The following is a 13,091-nucleotide window of genomic DNA, read 5'->3' as shown; positions in this document are numbered from 1 at the left end:
GTCGCGGCGAGCCGGGCGGGCGCGGCGCGGCCACGGCGGCCGGCGACGAGCGCGTCGCCGCGGCATCCGAGTCGCCCGGCTTCGCCGAGCGCAGCGGGGTCACGACGTGGGAGTGGGACGCGATCCCGGCACACGTCGACCGGCGCCAGGCCGGCAACGTGATCCGCGCGTACCCGGCGCTCGTCGACGAGGGGTCGAGCGTGGCGCTGCGGCTCGTGCCCACGGCGGAGGAGCGCGACCGGGCGTCGCGTCGCGGCATCCGTCGCCTGCTCGTGCTCGCGACCCCGACCCCGGTGGCCTACGTGCAGGAGCACCTGTCGAACGAGGAGAAGCTCTCGCTCGCCGCGAGCTCGTACCCGGGCACGCGCGCGTTGCTCGACGACTGCCTCGCGGCGTGCGTCGACGCCGAGCTGCGGGCGCGGCACCCCGACGGGCTGCTCACGACGCGCGCCGAGTTCGAGGCGGTGCGCGATGCCGTCGCCGCGAACGTGCTCGACCGCATGTTCGAGACCGTCGCACTCGTGGCCCGGATCCTGCGCGCCACCCGAGAGGCCGACAAGGCAATCGCGAAGGCGGCGAGCCTGCACCTCATGGCCGCGCTCGGCGACGCGCGCTCGCAGCTCGAGGCCCTCGTGCCGTCGGGCTTCGTCTCGGCGACGGGCCTCGATCGGCTGCGGCACCTGCCGCGCTACCTCGAGGCGATCACGCTGCGGGTGCGCAAGCTCGTCGAGAACCCCGGTCGCGACCGCCAGGCGATGAACCAGCTCGAGGCATCGATCGCGGCGTTCGAGCGCGCTGGCGGCACGATCCCGATCGACCCCGAGGCGCCCGAGCGGCTCGTGCGCGTGCGCTGGATGCTCGAGGAGCTGCGCGTGAGCCTCTTCGCGCAGGAGCTGCGCACCGCCGAGGCGGTCTCGCCGCAGCGCATCGCGAAGGCGCTCGCGGGCTGACCCGGGGCGAACACCGGGCCAACCCGCTACCGGCCGGCGCGCTCGCTCAGAGCACCTTCGAGAGGAACGCCTTCGTGCGGTTGTGCTGCGGGTTCGCGAGCACCTCGCGCGGCGGGCCGGTCTCGACGACGACGCCGCCGTCCATGAAGACGAGCGAATCGGCCACCTCGCGCGCGAAGCCCATCTCGTGCGTCACGACGATCATCGTCATGCCCGACTGCGCGAGCCCCTTCATGACGTCGAGCACCTCGCCGACGAGCTCCGGGTCGAGCGCCGAGGTCGGCTCGTCGAACAGCATGAGCTTCGGGTCCATCGCGAGCGCCCGGGCGATCGCGACGCGCTGCTGCTGGCCGCCCGAGAGGTGCGCCGGGTAGTAGTCCGAGCGGTCGGCGAGCCCGACGCGGTCGAGCAGTTCGAGCGCGCGCGCCTTCGCCTGCGCCTTCGGCGTGCCCTTCACGAGCACCGGGGCCTCCATCACGTTCTCGAGGGCCGTCATGTGCGGGAACAGGTTGAACCGCTGGAACACCATGCCGATGTCGCGGCGCTGCCGGGCCGCATCCTTGGGACTCAGCTCGTAGAGCTTGCCGCCCGCCTCGCGATAGCCGACCAGCTGGCCGTCGACCGAGAGACGCCCGGTGGTGACGGCCTCGAGGTGGTTGATGCACCGCAGGAACGTGGACTTGCCCGAGCCGCTCGGGCCCACGAGGCACATCACCTCGCCCCGCTTCACCTCGAGCGAGATGCTCTTCAGCACCTGGTTCGAGCCGAAGCTCTTCGACACGCCCTCGGCGAGCACCATGGGCACCTCGGCAGCGGATGCCGCGGGCGCGGGCGCTGCGTTCACGTCGGTCATCGCGCGTCACCTCCCTGCTTGGCGCCGATGGTCGGATCCTGGACGACCGCGGGGAGCACGCCGGTCGCCGGGGTGCCGACGATCGGGCCGGGGCCGGCATCGGGCCGGTCGCCGATGCCACGGGCGAAGCGCTTCTCGAGGAAGTACTGCCCGACCATGAGCACCGAGGTGAAGAACAGGTACCAGATCGACGCGACGATGAGCAGCGGGATCGGGTTGAACGTCTCGGCCGAGATGTCGCGCGTGCGGCTGTAGAGCTCGGTCGTGAGCGGCACCGCCGTGACGAGCGACGTGGTCTTCAGCATCGAGATGACCTCGTTGCCCGTCGGCGGGATGATGACGCGCATCGCCTGCGGCAGGATCACGCGCCGCATGGTCTGCGACCAGCTCATGCCGAGCGCGGTCGCCGCCTCGTCCTGGCCTGCGTCGACCGAGAGGAGGCCGGCGCGCACGATCTCGGCCATGTACGCCGCCTCGTTGAGCGAGAGGCCGATCACGGCGATCCAGAACACGGGGATCAGGTCGGCGGTGTCGAACGACACCCACGGCTCGGTGAACGGGATGCCGACGTCGATCGTCTGGTAGATGATCGCGATGAGGCCCCAGAACACGAGCTGCACGTACACGGGTGTGCCGCGGAAGATCCACAGGTAGAACCACGCGACCGACTTGACGACCGGGTTCGGCGAGAGGCGCATGATCGCGAGGATCACGCCGATGATGATCGCGAAGAGCATCGAGAGCGCCGTGAGCTCGAGGGTGACGAGCGCCGCCTGCGACACCCGGCGGTCGAACAGGTACTTCGCGACGGTCGGCCAGTCGTAGGCGGGTCGCTGCGCGGCGTCGAGCACGAACAGCACGAGGATCAGCACGAGCACTACGGCGAAGACGTTGCGCCACGGATGCCGCAGCTTCACCGCCTTGATCGGCGCGGGCTCGTCGTGGCCGCCGTGGGGCGGCGGGACCGTGCCCACCGCCCCACGGCCGCTTGCGGACGTGGACACGGCGATCAGCCGTTCGACGCCGCGTTGATCGTGATCTGGTCGATCGCGCCGTCGGCGACGCCCCACTCGTCGAGGATGTCGCCGTAGGTGCCGTCGTCGACGAGCGACTGCATGGCCGCCTGGACCGCCTCGGTGAGGCCGGTGCCCTTGGCGACGGCGATGCCGTACGGCGCCACGTCGAAGGACTCGCCGGCGGCCTGCAGCTTGCCGCCGGTCTGCGAGATCGCGTAGAGGGTCACGGGCGAGTCGGCGCTGAGCGCGTCGGCCTGGCCGAGGGCCACGGCGTTCGTCGCGGCATCCTGCGTGTCGAAGGGCACCTTCTGGATGGCGGGCTTGCCCGCGGCGACGCACGCGTCGGACTTCGCGGGCACCTCGTCGGTGTCCTCGTACGTGGTGGCCTGCACGGCGACCTTGAGGCCGCAGGCGTTCTCGGGGTCGACGTCCTTGCCGGCCGCGGAGGCCCACATGATGCCGGCCTCGTAGTAGTTCACGAAGTCGACCTGCTTCTCGCGCTCGACCGTGTCGGTGAACGACGAGACGCCGATGTCGGCCTTGCCGCCCGTGATGCTCGGGATGATGTTGTCGAACTTGGAGACCTGGTACTCGACCTCGAGGCCGAGCTTCGCGGCGACGGCCGCGGCGAGTTCGGCGCCCCAGCCGATGGGGTTGCCGTCGGCGTCCTTGAACTCGTTGGGCGGGTAGGTCGGGTCGATGCCCACGACGAGCTTGCCGGAGTCCTTGACCTCGGCGGGCAGCAGGGCGACCGCCGCGTCGTCGGCGGCGACCGCGGAGGTCGGCGCCGTGGTGGAGCCGGCATCGGTCGACGTGTTGTCGACGCAGCCGGTGAGCAGGAGCGCCGCCGCGGCCAGGAGGGCCGGGGCTGCGACGAGTCGAGTGCGCATGGTGTTTCCTCTTGTCAGGGTGCCGTCGAGATCGACGCTCTGGTCGTCATCGACACACGGGAGACCCTAATACAGTCGCGGGCCCTCGGATCGTGCCGAAGGTCACGGTTCCGCGGCGAACCGACGCGTGGAATCGGCGTGTCGACCCGGTACGCGAACCGGCGCGGTGCCGCGGCATCCGCCTCGATAGAGTGGTCGGACCGTGGGAAGCTACACCGATCTGCTCAGAACCTCGGGCGTCGCTCGCATCATCGCCGCCCAGCTGACCGCACGGTTCCCCCAGGGCATGCTCTCGCTGGCGTTCCTGCTGCACGTCGAGCAGCAGACGGGCTCGTACGGCGCGGCGGGCCTCGTGCTCGCCGCGACCTCGATCGGCCAGGCGGTCGCCGGCCCGCTCACGAGCCGCCTCATGGGCCGGTTCGGCATGCGGCCCGTGCTCATCACGACCCTCTCGGTGTGCGTGACCGCGGTCGTCGCGATCGGCGTGCTGCCACTCACCGTCGCCGGGTACATGTCCGTCGGCCTCGTCGCGGGCCTCGCGACCCCGCCGGTGCAGCCCGCCGTGCGAACGATCTACCCGAAGATGGTGAACTCGCGCCAGCTCACCCCGCTGTTCTCGCTCGACGCGTCGGCACAGGAGATCATCTGGGTCGTCGGGCCGGTCGTCACGACGTTCGTCTCGCTGCAGATCGGCACGGTCTGGGGCATCCTGCTCGCGGCCCTGCTCATGGTCATCGGCGGCATCTGGTTCATCTCCTCGCCGGAGCTCGGCCGCGTCCGCATCCCGCGCTCGAAGCGGCGCTTCGGCACGGTGCTCGCACGCCCGCCGGTGCTGCTCGCGACCGTCGTGGGGTTCCTGCTCATCGGCGCCTGCGCCGCGATCGAGGCGGGGGTCGTCGCGGCCCTCGGGCACGGCGGCGCCGAGGCCGGCATCGTGCTCGCGATCTTCTCGCTCGGCAGCCTCGCCGGCGGCCTGTTCCTCGGCCACGTGCCGATCGGCCCGTGGTCGACGGCTCGCCGCATGCTCATCGTGTTCGTCGGCACGGCGCTCGCGGCGTTCTCGATGGACTTCTGGTGGCTCGCCGTCACCCTCTTCATCGCCGGCATCGGCATCGCGCCCGCGCTCGCGGTGCTGTTCGGGATCGTGTCGGCGAGCGTGAAGTTCTCCGACACGGCCGAGGCCTACGGCTGGGTCGGCACGGGCCAGCTCATCGGGGCGGCGCTTGGCTCGGCGCTCGCGGGCTTCCTCATCGACGCGAACGGAGCGCCCGGCGCGTTCTGGGCGGCGACCGGCCTCGCGTTGCTCGGCGTGCTCGTGCCCACGGTGTTCCGCCGCTGGCATCCCGACCTGCGCGGCCGCGACGCGAGCCCCATCCCCGACACCGAACCGGTGCCGGTGACGCCCAGCTGAGATCTCGAGGTACCGGATGCCGCAGCACCCCCCGCTCGCCCCGCTCGTGCCCCTCGCCGACGGCAACGCCATCCCCCAGGTCGGGTACGGCATGTACAAGGTGCCGGCGGCGGATGCCACGCGCCTCGCGCTCGCCGCGATCGACGCCGGCTACCGGCACCTCGACACCGCCGCCCTCTACGGCAACGAGGCGGAGGCGGGCGCGGCCGTGCGGGCGGCGCCCGTCGCGCGCGACGAGCTCTTCGTCACGAGCAAGGTGTGGAACGACGACCACGGCTACGACGAGGCGCTGCGCGCATTCGACGTGGCGATGGAGCGCTTCGGGCTCGAGCGGCTCGACCTCTACCTGATCCACTGGCCCGTGCCGTCGCGCGACCGCTACGTCGACACGTGGCGCGCCCTCATCCGCCTGCGCGACGAGGGGCGCGTGTCGTCGATCGGGGTCTCGAACTTCCACGTGCACCACCTCGAGCGCATCGTCGGCGAGACGGGGGTCACGCCTGTCGTGAACCAGGTGGAGCTGCATCCGTGGCTGCCCCAGGCCGAGCTCCGGGCCGCGCACGAGCGCATGGGCATCCGCACCGAGGCGTGGTCGCCACTGGCCCGCGGCCGCGTGCTCGCGACGCCCCTGCTCGACGCGATCGCCGCGAAGCACGGGCGCAGCCCCGCGCAGGTGGTGCTCGCCTGGCACGTGCACCTCGGGAACATCGTGATCCCGAAGGCGTCGTCGCCCGAGCGGATCCGGGAGAACGTCGACGTGTTCGACGTGAAGCTCGACGCCGACGACCTCGCGGCCCTCGCGACGCTCGAGTCGGGCGAGCGCACCGGCAGGGACCCCGACGACGACTGAGCGAGCGCAATCCGATCGTGATCCGACTCCCAGCGGGCGCGCAGACGAGCGCATTCGGCCCGGGAGTACGGTGAGCCCATGAGACGCCGAATCGCACCACTCGTGGCCGTGGCAGCACTCGCGGCAGTACTCCTCGCGGGCTGTTCCCTGGGCGCCGGCGACTCGTCGGAGCCGGCTCCCGGCACCGGCACCTCCAACGGGGCCCCCGTCGAGGGCGGTGCCCCTGCCGATGACGAGGCGGTCACGGACCAGGGCGTGGCCGCGCCCCAGGATCGCGCCGTCGTGACGACCGGCTACATGTCGATCACCGTCGACGATCCGATCGCCGGCGCGAGCGACGCCGCCGCGCTCGCGAACGGCGCCGGCGGTCGCGTCGACAGCCGCACCGAGACGCCCGGCACCGACACCCAGCCCGCGAGCGCGTCGCTCGTGCTGCGGATCCCGGCCGACGAGCTCGACGGCGTCATCGACGACCTGCGCAAGCTCGGCGAGGTGAACTCGGTGAGCCTCAACGCCTCGGATGTCACGCAGCAGCAGCAGGACCTCGACGCGCGCATCACGGCGCTGACCGCCTCGGTGAACCGGCTCCTCGCGCTGCTCGACGAGGCGGACACGACCGCCGACCTCATCGCCATCGAGTCCGAGCTCAGCACCCGGCAGGCCGAGCTCGACAGCCTGACGCAGCAACGCGACTGGCTCGCCGACCAGGTCGACTACTCCACGATCACGGTCGACCTCATCACGGAGGACGTCGCCCCCTCCGCGGTGCCGGGCGACTTCTGGAGCGGGCTCGTCGCGGGATGGAACGCGCTGCTGGGGTTCCTGTCGTGGATCGCCGTGGCCTTGGGCGTGCTGCTCCCGTGGATCGGCGCGCTCCTCGTGGTCGCCGGCATCATCACGGCGATCGTGGTGCTCGCGACCCGTCGGAACCGGCACCCCGCGGCGTAGGCTGGCGGCGTGACCGGCAGCACCCCTGAGACCCTGCTCGACGACGCCCTGCTCGCGCGATTCCGCGAGCGCGCGGCCCGCTACGACCGCGAGAACGCCTTCTTCCACGACGACCTCGCCGAGCTGCGCGAAGCCGGCTACCTGCGGGCGCTCGTGCCCGTCGAGCTCGGCGGCCTCGGCTGGAGCCTGAGCGACGCGGTGCGCGCGCAGATGCGCCTCGCCGGCGCGGCGCCCGCGACGGCGCTCGGCATCAACATGCACCTCGTCTGGACGGGCGTCGCGAGCGTGCTGCGCGCCCGCGGCGACGACGCGCTCGAGTTCCTGCTGCGCGAGGCCGCCGAGGGCGAGCTCTTCGCCTTCGGCATCAGCGAGGCCGGCAACGACCTCATGCTGTTCGGCTCCCGCACGACGGCCGAGCCGCAGCCCGACGGGAGTTACCGCTACTCGGGCCGCAAGATCTTCACGTCGCTCTCGCCGGCCTGGACGCGCCTGGGCACGACCGGGCTCGACACCACCTCCCCCGACGGCCCGAAGATCGTCTACGGCTTCATCGATCGCGAAGATCCCGACGTGCGCGTGCTCGACGATTGGGACACGCTCGGCATGCGGGCGAGCCAGAGCCGCACGACCGTGCTCGACGGCGCCGTCGCGGCATCCGACCGCATCGTGCGCCGCCTCGACCCGGGGCCGAATCCCGACCCGCTCGTGTTCGCGATCTTCGCGTGCTTCGAGCTGCTGCTCGGTGCCGTGTACACGGGGATCGGCGCGCGCGCCCTCGACCTCGCCGTCGCGGCGGCGCGACGCCGCTCGTCGATGAAGACGGGTCTCACGCTCGCGCAGGAGCCCGACGTGCGCCGACGCATCGCCGAGGCGGCCCTGCTGCAGGACGGCATCGAGCTGCAGCTCGTCGCACTCGCCCGCGACGTCGACGAGCGCGTCGACCACGGGACGCGGTGGTTCGCGAAGCTGTCGGGCATGAAGGTGCGGGCCACCGAGACGGCTCGCCAGGTGGTCGACCAGTGCGTGCGCGTCGGCGGCGGATCGACGTACTTCGCCGGCGACGAGCTCGGGCGACTGCAGCGCGACGTGCTCGCGGGCGTGTTCCATCCCTCGAGCGACGACGCGGCGAAGCAGACGATCGCGACCGCGTGGCTCGGGCCGATCGAGTCCTGATCCTCCGGGTCGAACGGCCCCCTCGGGGGCTCGGGGCGCTCGCTAGACTGGCGCGCGGCGGCGCCCGCCGCCTCACCCGATGGAGGTCGTCATGAACGCCGTCCCGTTCGTCATCGCCATGGCCCTGTTCGTCTTCGGCATGTGGCTCATGGGCATCGCCCTCGAGCTCGCGAGCTTCCAGGCCCTCGTCTTCTTCGGCGGGATCGTGTGCGTGGCCCTCGCCCTCGCGATCCCGGTGAGCCTGCTCGGCCAGCGGGACGTGCACGTCTGATGGTGCTCCCACAACGGGACACGGTCGTCACGTATCCCACCGGGGCGCTCGTCGCGCAGGCCACGGTCCTCCACACCGCGCCCGCGGGCGACCGCCTCGCCGTCGTCACCGACACCACGAGCATCCACCCGGTCGACGCCGCGTGGCCCGACCAGCCGGCCGACCGGGGCGTGCTGCGAGCCGGAGATGCCGAGTACCCCCTCCTCGATGCCGTGGTCGCGGCGACCGACGGCACCGAGCTCTTCCTCGGCGCCGACATCCCCGTGCGCACGGGCGCCGAGGGCTGGACGTTCGTCGTCGCCCACCTCGTCGACCCGGCGACCCCCGTCGCCGAGGGCGATCCGGTCGAGCTCGAGGCGGATGCCGCGGTGCGCCACGCGCTCTCGCTCGGACACACCGCCTGCCACGCGGCATCCCTCGCCCTGAACCACGCGCTCGCGCACCGCTGGTCGAAGCCCGCCCGCGAGGATGCGCTCGGCTCCCCGGACTTCGACGGCATCGCCATCGCGTCCTCTCGCATCGAGGCCAACGGCTCCATCGATCGGTACCGGCTCAACAAGTCGCTCCGGCGGGCGGGGTTCGACGTCACGGGACTCGACGACACGCTCGGCGGGCTCGCGGAATCGGTCGACGCGACGCTCGCGCACTGGGTGGCGGCGGGCTCGGCGGTGCGCATCGAGCGCGAGGGCGACCTGCTCACCGACCGCCGCACCTGGGTGTGCGAGCTTCCGGATGCCACTGCCCGCATCGCCTGCGGCGGCACGCACGTCGGCTCGCTCGCCGACCTCCGCGAGGTGCGCGTCGCGTTCGAGCTCGGCGACGACGGCGGCACGCCCGTGCTCATGATGCGCACGCGCGTGCGCCTGAACCCGTGAGCCGCTGAACCCGAACCGCTGAGCGCGCCGCATCCGCGAGGCTGAGCGCCGCGCAGCCGCGACACCCTCTCGCGGGGTTATGATGCCGCTCGTGGGTATTCGCATCGAGAAGGTCGACCTGCCCGGGATCGGCTTCCGTCACGACCTCGTGACCGAAGGCGGGCGGCGTATCAGCGTGGTGTCGCACCGCGACGGCGAACGCGACCTGGGCGTGTTCGACGAGGACGACCCCGACGCCTGCCGGGACACCATTCCGCTGAACGACGACGAGGCCGCGGCCCTCGCCGACGTGCTCGGGGCGTCGGTGATGCTGTCGCGTCTCACGAGCCTCTCCGACGAGACCGCGGGGCTCTACACCGAGCAGATCGCGCTCCCCACCGACTCGCCCTACCTGAACCGCACCCTCGGTGAGACGAAGGCGCGCACGCGCACCCATTCGTCGATCGTCGCCATCGTGCGCGACGGCACCGTCATTCCCTCCCCCACCCCCAGCGACATGCTCCGCGCCGGCGACGTCATCGTCGCCGTGGGCACGCGCGAAGGACTCGACGGAGTAACGAAGCTCCTCGCCAACGGCCCCGACTGACGGCGCCGGCATGCACGAGACCACGCTGCTCCTCATCGAAGTCGGCGCGCTGCTCCTCGGCATGAGTCTTCTCGGGCGCCTCGCCATCGCCATCGGGTTCTCGCCGATCCCGTTCTACCTCCTGCTCGGGCTCGCCTTCGGCGAGGGCGGCCTCATCGCATTCGACGCGAGCGAGGAGTTCTTCGCGGTCGGTTCCGAGATCGGCATCATCCTGCTCCTCGCGATCCTCGGGCTCGAGTACACGGCGCCCGAGCTGTTCGAGAGCCTGCACTCGGCGCGCACCGCGGGCATCGTCGACGGCCTGCTCAACGCACTGCCGGGCGCGGCCCTCGCGTTCCTGCTCGGCTGGGGCCCCGTGGCCGCAGTGGCGATGGCCGGGGTCACGTGGGTCTCCTCCTCGGGCGTCATCGCGAAGCTGCTCCGCGACCTCGGCCGCCTGTCGAACCGCGAGACGCCTGCGATCCTCGCCGTGCTGGTGATCGAAGACCTCGCGATGGCGTTCTACCTGCCCGTGCTCTCCGCGATCGTCGTGGGGGTGAGCCTGCTGCAGGGCGCGATCTCGGTGGCGATCGCCGTGAGCGTGGTCGCCGTGATCCTCTTCATCGCGCTGCGCCACGGGCACATCGTGTCGCGGCTCTTCCCCGCCGAGCACGCGGAGCCGCTGCTGCTCGGCGTGCTCGGCCTCACGATGCTCGTCGCCGGATTCGCCCAGGAGGTGAGCGTGTCGGCGGCCGTCGGCGCATTCCTCGTGGGCATCGCACTGTCGGGGCGCGTCGCGAAGAACGCGAGCGCCGTGCTCACGCCGCTGCGCGACCTCTTCGCGGCGATCTTCTTCGTGTTCTTCGGCCTTACGACCGACTCGGCGGCGCTCGTGTCGATGCTGCTGCCCGCGACGCTCCTCGCGATCGTCACCATCCTCACGAAACTCGTGACGGGCGCGTACGCCGCCCGCAAGGCGGGCGTCGGCACCCTCGGTCAGTGGCGTGCCGGGCTCTCCCTCGCTCCGCGCGGCGAGTTCTCGATCGTCATCGCGGGACTCGCGGTGGGGGCGGGCGTGGAGCCCGCCCTCGCACCGCTCGCGACGGGCTACGTGCTCGTCACGATCATCGCGGGCACGGTGCTGGCCCGGCTCCCGGATGCCGCGTGGTTCAAGTCCGCGGTGCGGCGCCGTCGCGTCGCGCGCGCCGCCGTGTAGGTCGGCTCGCCGCGCTCGAGGTCGGCTCCCGAGGTCAGGGGCGCGTCGCCGCCCGCAGCGCGCGGCCGGAATGGCCCCGGTTCGGCCGGATCAGGCCGCGTCGCCGCCCGAGGCGGGCGCCGCCGCATCCGCCGCCGGCTCGGCCTGCTCGGACTCGGCGTCGGCCTCGGCGAGCAGTTCCCGCACCCGCGGCACCACCTGGGTGGCGTAGCGCTCGATGCTGCCCATGAGCAGCTCGTGCGGCAGCGTGCCGTTCGAGTACTTGAGGTCGAAGCGCGTGGCGCCGATGGCCTGCATGGCCTTCGCGATCTTCTGCGCGACGGTCTCGGGCGATCCCGCGTAGAGCGCGCCGTTGGCGCTCGCCTCGCCCTCGAAGTGCTCGCGGGTGATCGGGCCCCAGCCGCGCTCCTTGCCGATCTTGTCGATGATCACCTGGTAGTGCGGCCAGAGCAGGTCGAGCGCCTCGTCGTCGGTGTCGGCGATGAAGCCCGGCGAGTGCACCGCGACGGGCTGCGGCTCGTGGCCGAACTGGGCGAGCGCCCTGCGGTAGAGGTCGGCGAGCGGCGCGAACCGCACGGGGCTGCCGCCGATGATCGCGAGCACGAGCGGCAGGCCGTAGTGGGCCGCGCGCACGACGGACTCCGGGCTGCCGCCGACTCCGATCCACGTGCGGAGCTGCCCGTGCTCGACCGGCGGGTAGATGCGCTGGTCGGTGAGGGGCGAGCGCAGCTCGCCCGACCAGGTCACCGGCTCCTGCGGGAGGAGGGCGGCGAAGAGGTTGAGCTTCTCCTCGAAGAGGTCCTGGTACTGGCTCAACGCGAAGCCGAAGAGCGGGAACGACTCGGTGAAGGACCCGCGACCGAGGATGACCTCGGCACGTCCGTTCGACAGCCCGTCGAGCGTGGCGAAGCGCTGGAAGACGCGCACCGGGTCGTCGGAGCTCAGCACGGTGACGGCCGACCCGAGATGGATGCGCTCGGTGCGGCCGGCGATCGTGCCGAGCACGACGTCGGGCGCCGAGACGGCGAACTCGTGGCGGTGGTGCTCGCCGATGCCGAAGAAGTCCAGGCCGAGCCGATCGGCCAGCACGGCCTCCTCGACGACGTTGCGGAGCACCTGCGCGTGCGTCAGGAGGGCGCCGTCGGGCCCGACGGTGACATCGCCGAAGGTGTCGAGACCGAACTCGTAGTGGCGCGGCATCCTGAACTCCTCATCCCGCAGATCGATACATCTGCATGCTCCGTCGAACCGTCCCCGCCCCGAGACTATTCCGCCCGGCGCGTGCGGAACAGCCCACGGGAATGCGCCGTCGCCGCTCGGCGTTCTGTGTGCTTGCAGGCGCATGATGGATGTACGACCGGGAAGACGGAGGACGAGCGTGCACGAGCGACCGGTGATCGGCATCTTCGGGGCAGGCAAGGTGGGCACCGCCCTCGCCCGCCTGCTCATGGATGCCGGGCACGAGGTGCTCATCTCGGGTTCGCCGCGCCAGACGGCCCTCGACCTGCTCGTCTCGGTGATCGCCCCCGGAGCCCGCGTGGTGAGCGCCGACGCACTCGTCGACGGCGCCGACGTCATCATCGCGGCCGTGCCGTTCGGCAAGGCCCGCAGCCTGCCCTGGCACCGGTTCGGCGGCCGCATCGTCGTCGACGCGATGAACTACTGGCCGCCCGTCGACGGGAACATCGCCGAGATCGACGACGACCTGCGCTCGACGAGCGAGATCAATGCGACGCTCAACCCCGAAGCCCGGCTCGTGAAGTCCTTCAACCACCTCGGCTACCACGAGATGGAGGACGACAGCCTCCCCGCCGGCTCCCCGCTGCGCCGCGCGCTCGCGGTCGTCGGCGACGACGCGGAGGCCCGCGCGGTCGTCGCGCGACTCATCGACGAGATCGGCTTCGACGCCGTCGACGGCGGCCCGCTCGCGAACGGCCGCGCGCTCGAGCCCGGTCACGCCGCATTCGGCCGCGAGCTCTCGTCGGCCGAGCTCACGGCGCTCATGGCCGGCGCCGACCACCTCGTCGCCTGACCGGCGCGTCGCGGCATCCGCGACACCCGCGGCGCAGCCGA

14 protein-coding genes are annotated in these 13,091 nt (G+C 71.9%); 10 read left to right on the top strand and 4 right to left on the bottom strand.

Features of this window, described 5'->3' with window-relative positions:
- Positions 1-950 (top strand): DUF3418 domain-containing protein (locus EDM22_RS15965; RefSeq protein ID WP_122938079.1); only part of this gene is annotated, 950 nt, incomplete at its 5' end.
- 46 nt (positions 951-996) lie between these two features.
- Here the strand turns inward: EDM22_RS15965 and EDM22_RS15960 are convergent.
- The 3 genes from EDM22_RS15960 to EDM22_RS15950 are packed head-to-tail and all read right to left on the bottom strand — an operon-like array spanning position 997 to position 3,709.
- Positions 997-1,803, bottom strand: coding sequence for an amino acid ABC transporter ATP-binding protein (locus tag EDM22_RS15960; RefSeq protein ID WP_281274096.1), 807 nt, complete (start codon positions 1,801-1,803; stop codon positions 997-999).
- On the bottom strand, positions 1,800-2,807 hold the full coding sequence (locus EDM22_RS15955) for an amino acid ABC transporter permease (protein WP_122938078.1): 1,008 nt from the start codon (positions 2,805-2,807) through the stop codon (positions 1,800-1,802). Before EDM22_RS15955 ends, EDM22_RS15960 begins: the two co-directional genes overlap by 4 nt.
- A 5-nt stretch (positions 2,808-2,812) precedes the next feature.
- On the bottom strand, positions 2,813-3,709 hold the full coding sequence (locus EDM22_RS15950; RefSeq protein WP_122938077.1) for an ABC transporter substrate-binding protein: 897 nt from the start codon (positions 3,707-3,709) through the stop codon (positions 2,813-2,815).
- Between the two features lie 202 nt (positions 3,710-3,911).
- Between EDM22_RS15950 and EDM22_RS15945 the strand changes: the two genes are divergently transcribed.
- From EDM22_RS15945 to EDM22_RS15910, 8 genes are all read left to right on the top strand, one after another.
- Positions 3,912-5,120, top strand: a complete 1,209-nt coding sequence (locus EDM22_RS15945; protein ID WP_122938076.1) for an MFS transporter — start codon at positions 3,912-3,914, stop codon at positions 5,118-5,120.
- Positions 5,121-5,136: 16 nt separating this feature from the next.
- On the top strand, positions 5,137-5,970 hold the full coding sequence (locus EDM22_RS15940) for an aldo/keto reductase (RefSeq protein ID WP_122938075.1): 834 nt from the start codon (positions 5,137-5,139) through the stop codon (positions 5,968-5,970).
- A gap of 78 nt (positions 5,971-6,048) precedes the next feature.
- Positions 6,049-6,918 (top strand): DUF4349 domain-containing protein, encoded by an 870-nt coding sequence (locus EDM22_RS15935; protein WP_122938074.1) that lies wholly within the window; start codon positions 6,049-6,051, stop codon positions 6,916-6,918.
- Positions 6,919-6,927: 9 nt separating this feature from the next.
- Positions 6,928-8,091, top strand: coding sequence for an acyl-CoA dehydrogenase family protein (locus tag EDM22_RS15930; protein ID WP_122938073.1), 1,164 nt, complete (start codon positions 6,928-6,930; stop codon positions 8,089-8,091).
- A 91-nt stretch (positions 8,092-8,182) separates the two neighbouring features.
- The gene (locus EDM22_RS15925; protein WP_122938072.1) at positions 8,183-8,362 is read left to right on the top strand and encodes a hypothetical protein; all 180 of its coding nucleotides are present in this window, start codon (positions 8,183-8,185) and stop codon (positions 8,360-8,362) included.
- Positions 8,362-9,237 (top strand): alanyl-tRNA editing protein, encoded by an 876-nt coding sequence (locus tag EDM22_RS15920; protein WP_122938071.1) that lies wholly within the window; start codon positions 8,362-8,364, stop codon positions 9,235-9,237. The genes EDM22_RS15925 and EDM22_RS15920 overlap by 1 nt, the downstream gene beginning before the upstream one ends.
- A gap of 91 nt (positions 9,238-9,328) precedes the next feature.
- Complete coding sequence (locus tag EDM22_RS15915; RefSeq protein ID WP_122938080.1) at positions 9,329-9,823, top strand: cation:proton antiporter regulatory subunit; 495 nt, start codon at positions 9,329-9,331, stop codon at positions 9,821-9,823.
- A gap of 10 nt (positions 9,824-9,833) precedes the next feature.
- Positions 9,834-11,018, top strand: coding sequence for a cation:proton antiporter (locus tag EDM22_RS15910; RefSeq protein ID WP_122938070.1), 1,185 nt, complete (start codon positions 9,834-9,836; stop codon positions 11,016-11,018).
- A gap of 90 nt (positions 11,019-11,108) precedes the next feature.
- Here the strand turns inward: EDM22_RS15910 and EDM22_RS15905 are convergent, their stop codons facing one another.
- Positions 11,109-12,218, bottom strand: a complete 1,110-nt coding sequence (locus EDM22_RS15905) for an LLM class flavin-dependent oxidoreductase (protein WP_122938069.1) — start codon at positions 12,216-12,218, stop codon at positions 11,109-11,111.
- Positions 12,219-12,396: 178 nt separating this feature from the next.
- Here EDM22_RS15905 and EDM22_RS15900 point away from each other — a divergent pair, with 178 nt between their 5' ends.
- Entirely contained in the window at positions 12,397-13,050 is a 654-nt protein-coding gene (locus tag EDM22_RS15900; RefSeq protein WP_245989459.1) for an NADPH-dependent F420 reductase, read from the top strand.
- Positions 13,051-13,091 lie beyond the last annotated feature (41 nt).

Source organism: Agromyces tardus, assembly GCF_003710805.1.
Lineage (GTDB): Bacteria > Actinomycetota > Actinomycetes > Actinomycetales > Microbacteriaceae > Agromyces > Agromyces tardus.
This window is presented reverse-complemented; position numbering and strand designations above follow the sequence as displayed.